The organism is Streptococcus pseudopneumoniae, assembly GCF_001072925.1.
Taxonomy (GTDB): domain Bacteria; phylum Bacillota; class Bacilli; order Lactobacillales; family Streptococcaceae; genus Streptococcus; species Streptococcus pseudopneumoniae_Q.
In genome coordinates this window covers 125,523-142,693 of sequence record NZ_JVHE01000099.1, presented here as the reverse complement: position 1 = coordinate 142,693, position 17,171 = coordinate 125,523, and the positions used below count along the sequence as shown (strand labels likewise).

18 protein-coding genes are annotated in these 17,171 nt (G+C 40.3%); 3 read left to right on the top strand and 15 right to left on the bottom strand.

The annotated features are described in order from the left end of the window. Positions 1–18: 18 nt before the first annotated feature. The 13 genes from whiA to rlmD form a co-directional block, all read right to left on the bottom strand. Positions 19–930 carry a DNA-binding protein WhiA gene (gene whiA / locus ADH81_RS06870; protein WP_000011302.1) on the bottom strand — a complete coding sequence of 304 codons (912 nt, stop codon included), beginning with the start codon at positions 928–930 and terminating at the stop codon, positions 19–21. Continuing rightward, positions 927–1,904: a YvcK family protein gene (locus tag ADH81_RS06865; RefSeq protein ID WP_049527543.1), complete on the bottom strand. Its 978-nt coding sequence runs from the start codon at positions 1,902–1,904 to the stop codon at positions 927–929. Before ADH81_RS06865 ends, whiA begins: the two co-directional genes overlap by 4 nt. Then, a complete protein-coding gene (rapZ, locus tag ADH81_RS06860; protein WP_049527541.1) occupies positions 1,901–2,791 on the bottom strand; it encodes an RNase adapter RapZ in 891 nt (296 codons plus the stop codon). The genes ADH81_RS06865 and rapZ overlap by 4 nt, the downstream gene beginning before the upstream one ends. Positions 2,792–2,842: 51 nt before the next feature. Then, positions 2,843–3,223, bottom strand: a complete 381-nt coding sequence (locus ADH81_RS06855; protein WP_001140424.1) for a RidA family protein — start codon at positions 3,221–3,223, stop codon at positions 2,843–2,845. A 9-nt stretch (positions 3,224–3,232) separates the two neighbouring features. Then, positions 3,233–3,820, bottom strand: a complete 588-nt coding sequence (gene yihA / locus ADH81_RS06850) for a ribosome biogenesis GTP-binding protein YihA/YsxC (protein ID WP_006148034.1) — start codon at positions 3,818–3,820, stop codon at positions 3,233–3,235. A gap of 8 nt (positions 3,821–3,828) precedes the next feature. Then, complete coding sequence (gene clpX, locus ADH81_RS06845; RefSeq protein ID WP_049527538.1) at positions 3,829–5,061, bottom strand: ATP-dependent Clp protease ATP-binding subunit ClpX; 1,233 nt, start codon at positions 5,059–5,061, stop codon at positions 3,829–3,831. Positions 5,062–5,092: 31 nt separating this feature from the next. Continuing rightward, positions 5,093–5,263, bottom strand: a complete 171-nt coding sequence (locus tag ADH81_RS11330) for a hypothetical protein (RefSeq protein ID WP_000442255.1) — start codon at positions 5,261–5,263, stop codon at positions 5,093–5,095. After that, positions 5,263–5,769: a dihydrofolate reductase gene (locus ADH81_RS06835; protein WP_049527536.1), complete on the bottom strand. Its 507-nt coding sequence runs from the start codon at positions 5,767–5,769 to the stop codon at positions 5,263–5,265. The genes ADH81_RS11330 and ADH81_RS06835 overlap by 1 nt, the downstream gene beginning before the upstream one ends. Positions 5,770–5,896: 127 nt before the next feature. Then, the gene (locus ADH81_RS06830; protein WP_049527534.1) at positions 5,897–6,415 is read right to left on the bottom strand and encodes a Dps family protein; all 519 of its coding nucleotides are present in this window, start codon (positions 6,413–6,415) and stop codon (positions 5,897–5,899) included. Positions 6,416–6,564: 149 nt separating this feature from the next. Continuing rightward, on the bottom strand, positions 6,565–8,346 hold the full coding sequence (locus ADH81_RS06825; RefSeq protein ID WP_049527531.1) for an ABC transporter ATP-binding protein: 1,782 nt from the start codon (positions 8,344–8,346) through the stop codon (positions 6,565–6,567). A gap of 10 nt (positions 8,347–8,356) precedes the next feature. After that, positions 8,357–10,093, bottom strand: coding sequence for an ABC transporter ATP-binding protein (locus ADH81_RS06820; protein ID WP_049527529.1), 1,737 nt, complete (start codon positions 10,091–10,093; stop codon positions 8,357–8,359). A gap of 230 nt (positions 10,094–10,323) precedes the next feature. Beyond that, entirely contained in the window at positions 10,324–11,082 is a 759-nt protein-coding gene (gene tpiA / locus ADH81_RS06815) for a triose-phosphate isomerase (protein WP_000087887.1), read from the bottom strand. A 117-nt stretch (positions 11,083–11,199) separates the two neighbouring features. Next, a complete protein-coding gene (rlmD, locus tag ADH81_RS06810) occupies positions 11,200–12,567 on the bottom strand; it encodes a 23S rRNA (uracil(1939)-C(5))-methyltransferase RlmD (protein ID WP_049527526.1) in 1,368 nt (455 codons plus the stop codon). Positions 12,568–12,622: 55 nt separating this feature from the next. Between rlmD and ADH81_RS06805 the strand changes: the two genes are divergently transcribed. The 3 genes from ADH81_RS06805 to ADH81_RS06795 all read left to right on the top strand — a co-directional run bounded on the left by ADH81_RS06805 (position 12,623) and on the right by ADH81_RS06795 (position 14,804). Next, on the top strand, positions 12,623–13,396 hold the full coding sequence (locus ADH81_RS06805; protein WP_049527524.1) for an aminoglycoside 3'-phosphotransferase: 774 nt from the start codon (positions 12,623–12,625) through the stop codon (positions 13,394–13,396). A 9-nt stretch (positions 13,397–13,405) separates the two neighbouring features. Further along, positions 13,406–14,182, top strand: coding sequence for a recombination regulator RecX (recX, locus tag ADH81_RS06800; protein WP_049527522.1), 777 nt, complete (start codon positions 13,406–13,408; stop codon positions 14,180–14,182). An 88-nt stretch (positions 14,183–14,270) separates the two neighbouring features. Beyond that, on the top strand, positions 14,271–14,804 hold the full coding sequence (locus tag ADH81_RS06795; RefSeq protein ID WP_000775325.1) for a nucleoside tri-diphosphate phosphatase: 534 nt from the start codon (positions 14,271–14,273) through the stop codon (positions 14,802–14,804). Between the two features lie 265 nt (positions 14,805–15,069). Here ADH81_RS06795 and ADH81_RS06790 read toward each other — a convergent pair whose 3' ends face one another. Both ADH81_RS06790 and ADH81_RS06785 read right to left on the bottom strand, forming a co-directional pair. After that, the gene (locus ADH81_RS06790) at positions 15,070–15,837 is read right to left on the bottom strand and encodes an epoxyqueuosine reductase QueH (RefSeq protein WP_000567559.1); all 768 of its coding nucleotides are present in this window, start codon (positions 15,835–15,837) and stop codon (positions 15,070–15,072) included. 85 nt (positions 15,838–15,922) lie between these two features. Beyond that, positions 15,923–17,104, bottom strand: coding sequence for an MFS transporter (locus ADH81_RS06785; protein ID WP_049527518.1), 1,182 nt, complete (start codon positions 17,102–17,104; stop codon positions 15,923–15,925). Positions 17,105–17,171 lie beyond the last annotated feature (67 nt).

Sequence of the window (17,171 nt, the reverse complement as noted above, 5' to 3'; positions counted from 1 at the left end):
TCATGCGATTCGTGGTTTTTACAATTCCTCTGCGATTTTGTTGATCTTTCTCAAGCGATGATTGACACCACTTTTGGTTAAGGGATTTGTCAGACTATCTGCCAACTTTTGAATAGAATAGTCTGGATGCTGGATACGCAGACGGGCGACTTCCTGCAAGTCTGCTGGCAGATTATCCAAACCAATTCTATCTTTGATTTTACTGATATTGTTAATGGTTTTCATACTCGCTGAAACCGTACGAGCAATATTTGCCGTCTCTGCATTATTGGCACGATTGAGGTCATTTCGAGTTTCTCGGAGAATCTTGACACCTTCAAAAGTATCACGTGCCTGCATAGCTCCTACTAAAATCAGGAAATCCATAATATCTTCTGCTCGCTGGAGATAGGTCACTGCACCTTTTTTTCGTTCAATCACCTTGGCATCTAACAAGAACTGCTGCAAGAGCGAAGCGATCCCTTGGGCATGATCTAGATAAACTGAACTAATTTCCAGCTGATACTTGCCTGACTCGGGATCTCGAATACTCCCGTTTGCTAAAAAAGCACCACAGAGATAGGCACGACCTGCTTCTTCATCTCCTAAAATATCTGGATCAATTCCCGTCTCCAGACCAAAGAAAGAATCAGCCAGACGCAAATCCGCTAAAAGTTCTTGGACTTGTTCATCTGTAAACACAGTATAGACCCGATTTTTACGAAGATTGCTTCTCTGATGATGACGAATCTCCGACTTAATACCATAAAAGTGTAAGAACGATTCATAAAGATGGCGGGCAAGCTTGGCACTCTCTGTAACAACGGATAAGGTCAAGCCAGAACTAGACAAACCTACGCTTCCAGACATCTTAATAATGGCTGATAACTCATAGCGACTCAGGTGGTGTTGACCTAGGATTTCTTCTTTTACTGCTACTGTGAAACTCATTTTCTCACCTGTATGATTCGCATGAGCTCATCTACGATTAAATCCCCATCATGGAAGGCACCACCATTTTCCAAACGTAGGAAGTTGGATGAAATGACACGGGGGACTTGCTTACGTAAGCCTTCAAAATCATGCTCAACCTGAACTAGATACTCATCGAAACGGTTGGTGTCCATATAGTCTCTTGGAACCTTTTCGATATTAACAAGTACGGTATCAATAAAGGGGCGACCAAGATGACGATGCAAGACTTCCACATGATCACTATCTGTAAAATGCTCAGTCTCACCACGTTGGGTCATGATATTGCAAACATAAGCCACCTCTGCTTTGGTTTCAAGAAGGGCTTGTCCAATCTCTTCAATGACAATATTCGGCAAAATGGAGGTAAAGAGTGAACCAGGTCCTAAGACAATCATATCACTCTCAAGAATGGTATTGACAACTCGACGGCTAGCCTGCGGTTTTTCATCATTCAGGGTATTGGTGACATAAACATGGTCAATCATGCCTGGATGGTCTGCAATGTGACTTTCCCCAGCTACTTCTGAACCATCTTTAAAGACTGCATGCAAGGTCAAGGGGTGATCACTAGATGGATAAATCTTTCCAGTCGTATGGAAAAATTTACTCAGTAGTTGCATGGCATTATAGGTTGAACCCTGCATTTCAGAAAGCCCTGCTATGAGAATATTCCCCAGCGGATGTCCAGCAAAGGCACCTGCATCCTCCGAAAAGCGGTATTGAAAAACCTTCTCATAGAACTTTGGCATATCTGACATGGCAACAAGGACATTGCGTAAATCACCAGGTGGTGTCAACTGCTGCATATTTTTACGCAGTTCACCTGAAGAACCTCCGTCATCAGCAACAGTTACAATGGCTGCAATGTCCACATCTCTTTCCCGCAAACTTTTTAAAATAACAGGGATTCCAGTTCCTCCACCAATCACCGTAATTTTTGGTTTTCTCATGAACGGTTTACCGTTTCCTTTCTTCGGTCTTTATCACGATGACTTTCATTTACAGGCCAATTTTTAGACAAATCAGTGGCTAATCGTTTGGCGAAGGCAACGCTTCGGTGTTGCCCGCCTGTACAACCTACTGCAATGGTTAAAACAGATTTTCCTTCTTTTTTGTAGCCAGGTAGGATTGGTTCAATCAAAGCCAACAAATGACGGTAGAAATCTTCAGATTCCTCATGATTCATAACATAGTCATAAACGGCTTGATCTTCACCTGTCTGATTACGAAGTTCTGGTAGATAGTAGGGATTTGGGAGGAAACGAACATCAAATACCAAGTCAGCATCAATAGGAATGCCATATTTAAACCCGAAAGACATAACCTCAATACGGAAGGACTGAGCCTGTTCTTGGTCTGAAAACTGTTCTGCAATGGTCTTTCGAAGTTCACGTGGAGTTAACTCTGTCGTGTCTACCACGTTTTGACTCATATTTTTCAACGGCGCCAAGAGTTCGCGTTCCAACTTGATTCCATCCAAGATACGACCATCTGCTGCTAGTGGATGACTTCTTCTTGTTTCCTTATAACGTGCCACTAATTCCTTATCAGCCGCATCCAAAAAGAGGATTTTAAAGTCTAAATCATCTTGGTTTTCCAATTCATCTAAGACAGCCTGAATCTCTGAGAAGAAAGAACGACTACGCATATCAACCACTAGGGCCAACTTATGATCATCATCCTTGGTCTCAACCAACTGTAAAAATTTTGGTAAGAGGGCAGGTGGCATATTATCAATGGTAAAATATCCTAAATCTTCAAAGGATTGAATAGCTACAGTTTTTCCTGCACCACTCATCCCTGTAACAATCACCAGGTGAAGTTGTTTCTTTGTCATCTTTGTCTCCTTATATCAAAAGAAGTTTGGAAGAACCAAACTTCAACTCGCTTATCCAATCTCTGCGATGACTTCAATTTCGACTTTTACATCGCGAGGAAGACGAGCTACTTCTACAGCTGAACGAGCTGGAAATTCCTTGTTAAAGGCTGTTTGGTAAACCTCGTTAAAAGGTACAAAGTCGTTCATATCACTCAAGAAGCAAGTTGTTTTAACAACATGGTCAAAGTCTGTTCCTGCCTCTGCTAAAATAGCTCCAATATTTTTCAAGACTTGTTCTGTCTGTTCTTGAATCGTTTCACCTACGATTTCTCCAGTTTCAGGAGATAGTGGAACTTGACCGCTAGCGAACAAAAGGTTGCCAACGATTTTTCCTTGAACGTAAGGTCCGATTGCTTTTGGAGCTTTATCTGTATGAATTGTTTTTGCCATATGTATTCCTCACAATTTTTCTAAAATAGCATCCCAAGCTTGATCCATTCCTGCTTTTGTTACGGACGAAAAGAGGATGAAATCATCACTTGGATCAAAGTTTAATTTCTTTTTAATAGCTGATTCGTGCTTATTCCATTTTCCACGCGGAATCTTGTCTGCCTTTGTCGCTACAATGATGACAGGAATCTCATAATACTTAAGAAATTCGTACATCTGTACATCATCAGCCGTCGGATCATGGCGAAGGTCAACGAGACTGACAACCGCCCGAAGATTTTCTCGAGTGGTTAAATATTCCTCAATCATACGACCCCATTTTTCGCGTTCCTTTTTGGAAACACGGGCGTAACCATAACCAGGCACATCCACAAAACGCATCTTGTCATCAATATTAAAGAAATTGAGTAGTTGTGTTTTTCCTGGTTTTCCTGAAGTACGAGCTAGATTTTTACGATTGAGCATGGTATTGATAAAACTTGATTTACCAACATTTGAGCGCCCTGCAAGAGCAATCTCAGGAAGTTCATCCTGCGGATAGTGGGACTTGTTGGCTGCACTCAGCAAAATCTCAGCATTGTGTGTATTGATTTCCATAGTCACCTCTAGGCTGTCTCTAGAATTGGCTTAGCCGTTCCGTCAACTGCTTCTTTTGTGATACGAACAGTTTTCACATTTTCTTGACTTGGAACCTCAAACATGACGTCTAGCATGGTTTCTTCGATGATTGAGCGAAGACCACGGGCACCAGTTTTACGTTCGATGGCTTTGTTGGCAATTTCCTGAAGTGCTTCATCGTCAAATTCAAGCTCAACATCGTCATATGAAAGCAAGGTCTGGTATTGTTTAACCAAGGCATTTCTTGGCTCTTTCAAGATACGGACCAAATCATCTACGGTCAACTGCTCCAGAGCTGCAAAAACGGGCAAGCGTCCAATCAACTCAGGAATAATTCCGAATTTTTGAATATCTTCTGCGATGATTTCTTGCATATAAGAGCTGTTTTCGTCAATGGCCTTGTTGTTTTGTCCGAAACCAATGACTTTTTCACCCAAACGCTGTTTGACAATTTCTTCGATTCCATCGAAGGCACCACCTACGATGAAGAGGATATTCTTGGTATCTACTTGAATCATTTCTTGTTGTGGATGTTTGCGTCCGCCTTGAGGTGGTACGCTAGCTACAGTTCCTTCGATAATCTTGAGAAGGGCTTGTTGCACACCTTCACCAGAAACATCACGTGTGATAGAAACATTCTCACTCTTCTTAGCAATCTTGTCAATCTCATCGACATAGATAATCCCACGTTCTGCGCGTTCAATGTTAAAATCAGCTGCCTGCAAAAGTTTGAGGAGGATATTTTCAACGTCCTCACCCACATAGCCAGCTTCAGTAAGAGCTGTTGCATCCGCTATAGCAAATGGTACATTCAAACTTCTAGCAAGAGTTTGAGCAAGGAAAGTCTTCCCTGAACCAGTTGGGCCAATCATTAGAATGTTTGACTTTTGTAAATCAACATCTTCACTATCTTCACGAGTGTCATGGAAATTGATGCGTTTGTAGTGGTTATAAACAGCCACTGCCAGAGCACGTTTAGCACGATCTTGACCAATCACATAGTGGTTCAAAATGTTTAGGAGTTCGATTGGTTTTGGTACCTCAGACAAGTCCGCCAAAACTTCCTCAGCCAACTCCTCACGAATAATTTCCTGGGCTAACTCTACACATTCATTACAGATAAAGGCATTGTTCCCAGCGATTATTTTTTTAACTTCTTCTTGGCTTTTGCCACAAAATGAGCAATAAACCATCATATCATTTTTCCTATTTGTAGGCATGATTCCCTTCCGTTCTAACTATTCTTTCTATCTAAAATAAGGTCATATAAAAAGCATGAATGCTATTCACCAAGTTTGTAAAAGCATTAAGCCAAAGCAGAGTAGCAAGTCCAAAGCGCTTTTTACGAAAAGCGTGTGTTCCAGCTACTAGACAGACAGCACACAAAAGAGCTGTAAAAAATCCAAAAATACTGCGCTCCATTAGACTTCCTTTCTCTTTCTATATTCGATGGTAAAATCATAGGCATTTTTTTCATCTTTGCTATAAGATTTACTTGTAATAGTTTCAAAAGCAGTCAAGTCAAAATCTTCTGGGAAATAGGTATCCCCTTCAACTTGAGCATGAATTTGTGTCACAATAAGCTCATCTAAGAAAGGTTCAAAAAGCTGAAAAATTTGCTTGCCACCAAGGATGTATAGATTTTTATCCTGATGATGATACCAGTCTAAAACATCCTCAACATTTTGGAAGACCAGAGCACCATCGATTGTTTCTTCGGGATTACGCGTCAAAATCAAGGTTTCACGTCCTGGAAGCAATCGTCGACCCATCCCATCAAAGGTTACACGACCCATTAAAATGGCATGATTCAAGGTTGTTTCTTTAAAATGTTTTAACTCTGCTGGCAAATGCCAAGGTAAACGATCCTCTTTCCCGATTACACCCTTTTCATCTTGAGCCCAAATGGCTACGATTTTCTTTGTCATGCTTTCATCCTTTTCATTGATAGTTCTATTTTATCAAAAATCTTCAAAAAAGACTGTTTTGGAATGCCCTCCTGAATAGAAAAAATCCGTAGAAAACTTCTACGGATTTTTAGAAAAATACAGTATCTTACAAACCAGGTGCTTGTCCTAATTCTGCTGCAAGCATCCAGACTGTTTTTTCAAGGTCAGCTTTAGCACCAACGAAGATATCATTGGTTACATCATCACCTTCTTCATCTGTTACATCCAATGCTTTTTGGAAAAGAGTGATAAGGTAACGATAAATTTCAAGGACACGTTCCAAACTTTCTTCTACGTTACGGAACTCTCCAGCTCCTTCTTCGATTTCACTGTGTTGAAGGAATTCTGTCAAAGTAGAGTATGGTTTGCCACCAAGTGTAATCAAGCGTTCGCTGATTTCATCAAGGTAACCATCTAGGCTATCCATGTATTCATCCATCTTAGGATGCCATACTTGGAAACCACGACCACGCATGTACCAGTGTACTTGATGAAGAGCGATATGTGCTACATACAAGTCTGCTACTGATTGATTCAAAACTTCCTTTGTATTTACTAGCGCTTCTGCCGCTGGTTTAGATAATGTTGCTACGTCTTTTAATGCATCTTTTTTCAATTCTACCATTTTTCTCACCTCATAATATTATTTTTGCAACCATATTTATTGATTACTACCTCAGTATACTACACCTAGTAGACAAAAGCAAGAAAATTAACCCATATTAAAAAAGTTGTAATTGACTGATAATTTAAGAAAATGAGTGGCTATTTATCCTAGCTATTTTCTCTGTTTTTACTAGAAAATTGACTTTGATAAAGGTCATAATAGAAACCTTTTGCAGCTAAGAGACTTTCATGATTTCCTTGTTCGATAATCTGTCCATCTTTCAGCACCAAAATCTTGTCCGCTTCCTGAATAGTAGAAAGTCTATGGGCGATAACAAAGCTTGTTCTTCCCTTCATCAAACGCTTCATGGCCTTTTGAATCAAGAGCTCCAAGCGGGTATCGACTGATGATGTCGCTTCATCAAGGATTAGAATTTTGGGATCTGCTAAGAGTGCACGCGCGATAGTTAACAACTGTTTTTGCCCAAGAGAAATATTACTTGACTCTTGGTTCATTTCCATGTTATAGCCACCAGGAAGGGTGCGGATAAAGTGGTCAACATTGGCAGCCTTAGCAGCTTCAACAATTTCTTCATCCGTTGCATCAAGATTTCCAAAACGAAGATTTTCCTTGATACTACCTTCATAGAGCCAGGCATCTTGTAATACCATCCCAAACTGACGACGGTAGTCCTGACGAGACAGGTCACGAATATCTTGACTATCCACTAAAATAGCACCTGCGGTCACATCATAAAAACGCATGAGCAGGTTGATCAGGGTAGTTTTACCTGCTCCAGTAGGTCCAACGATAGCTACCATCTCTCCAGGTTTAACATCTAGGTTGAAATTGCGAATCAATGGTTTATTTTCCACATATTGGAAATCGACGTTCTTGAAGCTAACTTGACCTGTCAATGGTGCCAGTTCTTTCACTTCAGCAGCTTGGACTTCTTCCTGTTCATCTAAAACTTCAAAGACACGGTCAAGTGAAGACTTGGCACTTTGCATTTGTCCTGCTAATTGAGTGATATTTTGAATTGGTTGACTGACCTGCCACACATACTGAACGAAAGCCTGCATATTACCAATGGTTAAGCGACCTGCAATAACCTGCAATCCTCCTAGGACAGCGACTATCAGATAAGTTAAGTCGGATACAATGTGTAAGGCAGGCATCATCAAACCTGAAATAAAGCTAGCCTTAAATCCGACCTGTTGCAATTCATCCGTAATCTTCTCAAATCTCTCTTGAGAGTTTTCTTCACGGCCAAAAAGTTTGAGGACATTGAAACCTGTCAAGTTTTCCTGCACAAATCCATTCATACGACCTAGAATGGCTGCCTGCTGTTTAAAGTATGGCTGCGAACGATTCAGAATTGTTTTAGCCCCAAAATAAGTTATCGGAATCGACAAGATAACAATGACAGCCAACTGAATATTTAGATAGAGCACCATTCCCATAACAAAAAGAATGGTAAAGACTGCATTGACAATCTGTAAGAAAGATTGTTGTAGAGCGTTTGAAACAGTTTCAACGTCACTTGTAAAACGACCGAGCAAATCTCCAAACTGGTGCTTGTCAAAGTAGGACACAGGAATGCGATTGATTTTTTCACTCATTTCATTTCGCAAATCCTGTATCATGGACTGCACCGCATTGGTCATAAAGTAGTTTGAGTAGTAAGAACCCAACTCATAGAGAAGACCACGCAAGAGATAAATAACAAGAATCACTGCGATATAGCTGGTATTGATACCCGCTCCTGCAACACCATTTGCCATAGCAAGAAGATTGCTGGTTAACTCTGTAATGGCAAGCCCCAATACAAAAGGCTCGATAACACTCATAATGACGCTGACTATCTTCAAGAAGACTGCAAAGAAAACAGAGAATCGGTAGGCTTTTAAATAGCTCCATAGACGAGCTAGACTAGATTGTTGTTTCATCCTTTACCTCCTATTCTTCTGTTAGAGACGCATTTTTCAGCTGCGACTCAGCAATTTCTCGATAAATGTCATTGGTCTCCATCAATTCTTCATGACGGCCACGACCAACGATTTCACCCTTATCAAGGACGATAATCTGGTCAGCATCCATGATAGTTCCAACACGCTGCGCAACAATCAATACCGTAGCATCTTGCGTCACTTCCTTGAGACGACGGCGCAAAATAGCATCTGTACGATAGTCCAAGGCTGAGAAGGAATCATCAAAGATGTAGATGTCTGGCCCCTTGATGACTGCGCGGGCAATCGACAAGCGTTGTTTCTGACCACCCGATAGGTTGCTTCCCCCTTCGGCCAGATGCGTCGCAAAACCTTCTTCTCGACTTTCGATAAAGTCTTTGGCTTGGGCTACATCAGCTGCTTGGTGCAAGTCCTCATGACTGGCATCCTCTTTCCCATAGCGGAGATTTTCTGCGATAGTTCCAGTAAAAAGCAAGGCCTTTTGTGGAATAAATCCAATCTTCTGACGGAGTGATTTGAGACGGTAATCCCGTACATCAACACCATCGACCTTGATTTTCCCTAGCGTAACATCGTAGAAACGAGGAATTAACTGAACCAGAGTAGACTTACCTGACCCAGTTGAACCGATAAATGCAATGGTTTCTCCCGGCTTAGCAGTAAAGGAAATATTATGCAAAACAGGGTTTTCTGTTTCCCCTGGATAGGCAAAGGTCACATTATCAAATTCTAGATATCCATGAGTTTCTGTTTCTTGAACTCCATCTTCATTTGAATCAATGGAAATGGGCATGTCCATGATTTCCTTCAAACGCTCGCTAGATACGGCAGTACGTGGATACATGGTAAAGAGGTTTGACAAGAAAAGGAAGGACAAGAGAGCATGGAAACTATACTCTATGAAGGCTACCAAATCCCCAATCTGCAAACTTCCCTGTTTGAGAGGATCCAAAGCAAACCAAACGATAGCCACAATCATAGCGATAATGATTTGCACAAATAGTGGTTCCGTCAAACCAGTCAATTTGAACAAGCGATTCGAATTATCCGCATAGATTGCATTTTTCTCTTCGAAACGTTTTTCTTGGAAGTCTTCACGGGCAAAGGCACGGATGACACGCAAACCCATCAAATTTTCACGGACATACTGGTTAATCTTATCCAGTGTTTTTTGTTGCTTTTCAGATAAGGGACGCGTTTGGACCGCCACATAAATGACTACTACAGCTAGAAAAGGAACGGAAAAAGCGACAATCCAAGCTAGTGAAGGACTGGTCAAGAAAATCATGAGAATACTCGACAGCATCATCATGGGAGTGATAACACCCAACTTAAGAGTTTGTTCCGCAAACTGCATGAGGACAAAGGCATCACTGGTAATACGAGTAACTAGTGAAGATACACCGATTTGTTCATATTCGTGATGAGAATACTCTTGCAGCTTAGCATAGACATCATCCCGCATATCCTTAACCATATTCGTGGTCAATTTACTAGCAGCATAAGCCAGAACAACCCGTCCAAATGTTCCCAAGACGATAATAACCAACATGATTACGGCCCAAAAATAGAGTTTATCCTGATCACCTTGGTTGATTCCCTGGTCAATCATGCGGGCTAAAACTGTTGGTAAACCTAGATTGACAATGACAAAGAAAATTGCCCCGAGAAAGTCTAACACTAACCACTTGGGATAGCGTTTGAGATAAGACCAAATATACAGCATGATTCTCCTTTCTTTTTCTTCTAATACTCTTCAAAAATCAAATTCAAACCACGTCAGCTTCATCTTGCCGTACTCAAGTACAGCCTGCGGCTCGCTTCCTAGTTTGCTCTTTGATTTTCATTGAGTATAAAATGCAGAAAAGAGCGTGCTTTCGCACGCCATTTTACTAAAAAGAAGACAGGCAGCCAAAACCTCGAGAGGGGGAACTGTCTGTCTCAGATATTTAAGGCTTATTTTACAAAGTCAAGCAATGCCAAGAAGCTTTCTGGGTCAAGTGATGCACCACCAACAAGAGCTCCGTCAACGTCTGGACAAGCCATGTATTCAGCAACGTTTTCAGGTTTAACTGAACCACCGTATTGAACACGTACTTTGTCAGCTACTTCTTGACCGAAGTCAGCAGCTACAACGTCACGAACAACTTTACACATTTTTTGTGCATCGTCTTGTGAAGCTGATTTACCAGTACCGATAGCCCAGATTGGCTCGTATGCGATAACTGTTGAAGCTACTTGTTCTGCAGTCAATCCAGCAAGAGCAGCAGAAACTTGAGCACCTACGAATTCTGCTGCTTTACCAGCTTCGTAAGTTTCAAGGCTTTCACCACAACAGATGATTGGAAGCATACCGTTTGCAAAGATTGCTTTTGCTTTTTTGTTGATATCTTCGTCTGTTTCGTGGAAGTAGTCACGACGTTCTGAGTGACCGATAACAACGTAGTCAGTACCGATTTCTTTCAAAACTTGTGGACTAGTTTCACCAGTGAAAGCACCAGCATTTTCAAAGTAGCAGTTTTGAGCAGCAACTTTAAGGTTTGAACCTTTAGCAGCAGCAAGAACAGTTGTTAAATCAAGAGCTGGAGCTGCGATACCTGCTTCAACAAGGTCTGCTGAAGGAAGTTTTGATGCTACAGCTTCAACAAATGCTTTTGCTTCTTCTGGGTTTTTGTTCATTTTCCAGTTACCGGCAATAAATGGTTTACGTGACATTTCACATACCTCTTTTTTCATTTTATTTTCTACTTATTTTATCATATTTAAAGATAGCTTGCAAATCTTACTCTGTAACTAGAAGTCTTCTTTTCAAAAACTTTCCAGTTGCCGTTTTTATCTAGAAGTTGGCTTTCTCCTGGTTAATTTGACCACTGCTTCTGTTCTAGCCGTGTGTGGAAACATATCAACAGACTGGATATAGTGTAGATCATAGACCTCTACTAGACGGACTAAATCACGCGCCAAGGTAGACACATTGCAGGAAACATAGACCATCTTTTCAGGAGCATACTTGACAATGGTATCCAAGAGCTTATCATCTAAACCTGTACGTGGCGGGTCCACAATCAAGGCATCTGCACGGTAGCCTTCCTTGTACCAACGAGGAATAATTTCTTCTGCAGTTCCTGCTTCATAGTGAGTATTGGTATAACCCATGCGCTTAGCATTTTCTTTGGCATCCTCAATAGCTTCTGGAATAATATCCATCCCTCTCAAGCTTTTGACTTTTTTAGCAAAGGCAAAACCAATGGTCCCAACACCACAATAGGCATCAATCAGATGGTCATTCTCATTTACGTCCAAGGCCTTAACGGCTTCACTGTAGAGGACTTCTGTCTGTTCAGGATTGAGTTGGTAAAAAGCTCGTGGTGAAAGAGAAAATTCATAGTCTAGAACACCTTCGCGTATACTATCCTGCCCCCAAATAATCTCGGTCTTGTCTCCATAAATCTCAGAAGTTTTGGCAGTATTGGTATTGACTGCGACAGTCACTACTTCAGAATAATCCTTGACTAAATCTTTCACAAATTGAGTCAGATTTAATTGACGATTTGTCACAATGATAATCTGAACTTGCCCAGTTTTCCGTGCTCGACGAACCATGATGGTCCGAACCCCAAGAATTTTCCGTTCATCTGTAATCGGAATTTGATGATAGGTCAAGAGTTCAGCAATGCGATTGGCAATAATCTGCGTCTCCTTGTCTTGAACCAGACAGTCTTTTAACTCAACCAAATAATGGGAATTTTGAGCATATAATCCCGCCTTGACTTGGCCCTTAAATTTTCGAGTTTGGAATTGCAGTTTAGCCCGATAATACTTAGGCTCCTGCATACCAATGGTTGGTCTAATTTCATAGTTTTCGTAGCCAGCAGGAGCAAACTTTTTCAGAGCTTGATGAAGGAGATCTGTCTTGAACTCCAGCTGCTTGTCATAGTGCAGGTGCATGATTTGACAGCCTCCACACTCATTATAAATGGTACAGTCTGGAACCACTCGAAACTTAGATTTTTTATTGACCTCAAGCAGTTTGGCCTCAACATAGTTACGCTTAACAGAAGTTACCTGACAATAGATATCTTCTCCCTTGAGGGCACCTGGAACAAAAACGAGGGTTTTCTGGAAAAAACCAATTCCTTCCCCGTTAATCCCCATGCGCTTGATTTTTAATGGAATTTTTTGTTTGACTTTTAGATTCATAAGTCTATTATACCACGTAGTTTCTCAATGGTTAAGAATATGTTACAATAAAAACATGAATACAAAGATATCTTTTTCCTCATTGGATTTTCCTGAGCAATTACGAACTTATATAGAGGGGACAAGCCTTTCTGACAGCTCTTCTCATTCAGGCGCAAGGGTCCTTTATCTTGACTCAGGTTACTATTTAAAAAAAGATCAAAAGGGAAGATTAGAGCGAGAAGCTAGCATTGCAAGGTGGTTTGAAACCAAAGGACTGGGAACTCCAGTTATCGAATATCTATCTAAAGATAAAGACTACCTCCTGACTAAAGAGGCTATTGGTCATGATGCTTTCGCTTTTTTAGATCAGCCAGAAAAAATCTGCCGAACAATGGCAGAGGCTCTTAAAAAGCTTCACAGCTTAAACCCACACAATTTTCCATCAGAAAATCATTTACAGACCTATAAAGACAGAGCCTTTAAAAACTATGAAAAAGGGGAGTTCTATGCCAAGGCGCTCCTACCCCAATTCCAGATTAGCAGTCGCGAAGAGGCCTTCCAACTCATCCAAGAACAAGGACACCTTTTAAGTACAGATGCCTTTATTCACGGGGACGCCTGTCTACCAAACTTTATTCTCAAAGATGCTAGCCATTTCTCTTGCTTTATTGATCTTGGTTTGGCTGATTTCAGTGATCGGCATATCGATCTCTTTTGGGCAATTTGGTCCCTCAATTACAACTTAAAAGATCCCAAATATGCTGAACTATTTCTCGACTGTTACGGGATAGAGCTGGTTGATAGCAACAAACTTCGACTCGTTGCTGCCTTTGAAGCATTTGGGTAAGAGGAAAATATGAAAATCACAAAACTTGAAAAGAAAAAAAGACTCTATCTGCTCGAACTTGATAGCGATCAAACCTGCTACATTACCGAGGATACCATTGTTCGCTTTATGTTGACAAAAGGGAAAGAGATCTCAGCTGAGGAACTAACTGAGATTAAATCCTTTGCGCAATTTTCCTACAGTAAAAATCTAGCTCTCTACCACTTATCCTTCAAGACCCGTACTGAAAAAGAAGTTAGAGATTATCTTGCCAAACATGAAATTGATGAGAAAATCATTCCCCAAGTCATTCAGTCTCTAAAGGACGACAACTGGATCAATGACCGCCAATATGCACAAGCTATCATCAATTCCAATCAGCTTTCAGGAGATAAGGGAAGCTATATGCTGATGCAGAAGATTTCTCAAAAAGGGGTTGCTAAGACCGTTATCCAAGACGTCTTACAAGAATTTGATATGACGGAAGTCGCAGAGCGCACAGCTAAAAAACTATTGAAAAAATACCAAGGGAAATTACCTGCCCGTGCTCTACAGGATAAGATTATCCAAGGCCTAACCAATAAAGGATTTTCCTATACAGAAGCCAAGTCTGCCTTTGATCAACTAGATAACCAGGTCGATGAAGAAACTGTCCAAGAGCTGATTTTTAAAGAGCTCGATAAACAATACCCAAAATACTCACGAAAGTATGAAGGATACGAACTGAAACAACGTTTGACCCAAGTTTTAGCTAGAAAAGGTTACGATTTTTCGGATATAGCCAGCGCTCTAAGAGAATATCTTTAATTTTTTCATAAAAAAACTAAGAACTTTAAACAAAAATGTGATACAATAGTAAACGATAAACTTATAAATTGTAGAAAGTTGGTTAGTTATGAAACTTCCAAAAGAAGGCGACTTTATTACAATTCAAAGTTATAAGCATGATGGGAGTCTCCACCGCACTTGGCGGGACACCATGGTACTAAAAACAACAGAGAACGCTATTATCGGCGTCAACGACCACACACTTGTTACCGAAAGTGACGGTCGTCGTTGGGTAACTCGAGAACCGGCTATTGTTTACTTTCACAAGAAATATTGGTTTAATATTATCGCTATGATTCGTGAAAATGGTATCTCCTACTACTGCAATATGGCTAGTCCTTACTATCTGGATGAAGAAGCTTTAAAATACATTGACTATGATTTGGATGTTAAAGTTTTTACAGATGGTGAGAAACGCCTCTTGGACGTTGAGGAGTATGAACGACACAAGCGAAAAATGAAGTATTCTTCTGATCTAGACTATATTCTGAAAGAGCATGTTAAGATTCTTGTTGATTGGATTAACAATGAGCGAGGTCCTTTCTCAGAAGCCTATGTCAACATTTGGTACAAACGCTACGTAGAACTAAAGAATCGGTAAAGTTGTCAGAGGTCAGGATTAAAATCCTGACCTCGTTTTTTGATTTCTAACGAGCCTTTGAGTGGCAACTAATTGAACTGTTTATCAGCATTCTAAATTCCAAAAAATACTTTTAACCTAAACTTCATGTTTATCCACAAATCTTAAGTCTCAACTAGTTTATTGAAGGCTCGCGAGTCATGGACTAGGAATTCATAGATTAGTCCATCAATTTCTGGCTATCACTTTTCCCTAGTAAAAAACCTGCCTTGAGGCAGGTTTTCGTCTAAATATCTAATTTTGTAACAGTGAACTTGATATGCGAATAGTCTTTTTCGATATCCTTATCTACCATAAAGGCTGTTGCATCCTTCTTGACCTGTACCAAGTCAATATTTTGAGCTTGAGCGGCATAGACACAGCCACAATAACATTGGCGATAAATGTCGTACTCTTCACACATTTCTACAGAGCGTTTATAGCCTTGATTTTTCTTAAAATCACTTGGAAGATAATGAGTGGTGTAGATTTTCTGCACATCAATCCCGATACTATTGATGGTTTGTGAATTTTTGTGAGGACTGATGGTTAGGGCTGAACCGAAGTAATCAAATCCTAAGTCCATAGCCACTTGCGCTGTCTTGTCCAAGCGATAGTCAAAACAAACCTTGCAGCGATCGCCACCTTCAGGTTCTTCTTCCAAACCTCTGACCAGCTGACGGTATTCGTTGGGTTCATAAGGAGCTTCTAGGTATTGGACCTTATTTCCAGTTCGCTCATTGAAATCACTGACAAACTTCTTGGTCACATAGGCACGCTTGTGATACTCAGCTTTGGGATGGATATTTGAATTTGCAAAATAGATAGTCACATCCGCATACTTGGTCAAATACTCTAGAGTGTAAGTGCTACAGGGAGCACAACAGACGTGCATGAGAATAGTTGGTCTCTCTTCATTTTTTTCCCAAACTTGAACCATCTTTTGCATGACACGGTCATAGTTGATCTTTTGATTGGGATTCATCTTACTTAGAATTTCTTCTACATCAATCATGCTCTTCTCCTTTTCTTCTTGCTATTGTACCACAGGATCTTTCTTTGGGCAAATAGGGTTTCGTGCTTTATTCAGTTTTTAAGTCCTAATTTAATAGCTTGCCCATCCTTTTTAGACCAATTCTTAAGATAGGATAGGTTAATAGTAAGATAAGACCTAGAACTGAAAAGACAGCTACAAGGCCCCAACGATCAATCAACCAACCTGTCAATGGGAAAATGACAATCATAGATAAACTAAAGAGCATAGAATTGATACTAAGCATAGTTGCTCTTACACTGGACGGTAAATAGCCTTGTAAGTCATTAAAATAGATTGGTTGATAAACTGCATAGAGTGTATCGGTTAAAAGATATACGAGAAGAAAAGCAAAAGGAGTTCCAAAAAATACCAATAGTAAGGCCAAACCCGTTAGTGCAACAAGAGTCGGAAAAACTCGATTGCTATTCCATTTTTTACCAATTTGACTAGCTACATAAACTGCTATAAGATTTAAGCCACTACCAATCAGCATGACCAGCGATACCTGCCATCCAGCTAAGTCACTTATTTTCTGCTGATAGTAAAAGTAAAACATGCACATGAGTGTCCCGACTAGCTGATAAGTCAGCATCCAGTAAAAGACTACTGGTTTTTCCTGCCATTCTTTTCGAACTTGCAGGACAATCGTTTTAAAGGTTAAGACTTCATTTTTTTCTCTCTTAGCCATTGGTTCTTTCATAAAATAAATCAAGATTATAGAAAGAAAAGATAATCCAATAGCAATTAGATAAGTCCAAGCCAAGGCTCCGTGAATAAAGAAGCCTGCCACAACTGTACCTAGGGTTCGAGTCACTTCTGCCACACCAGACAAAAAGCTAGAAATCTGAAGATACCGGTCCTTTTGACCTGCTTCTACCGCAGAATCATATAAGAAAGCGGTACTGGTCCCAGAATCAAAATTATAGGACCAAGCACTGACCATCATGGCAAGAGCATAGATCCAAAAATTTCCCTGACCAAACAAAATCAAGATAGAGGATACAATACTGGCCAAGCGAGCCAAATAGAGATTGGTCTTGTAGCTAAATCGATCGGCCAACATACCAGATGGGATTTCACATAAGAGACTTGTCCCATGAAAGATACTTTCTAATAGACCGATTTGAAGTAAGGAAAGGCCATTCTGAATGAAAAATAAAATCCAAAAACTGGTAATCCCAAAATAAGATGTAAATTCCAGTCCGGCTAGGAGTGGAATGTTGCATTTGTAAGTTCTTTTAAACATTGTTTTCTCTCTTTCAATAAGTAATATGATTGTTTCTAAAAGACTTACTTAGAGTTGCCTACATTTT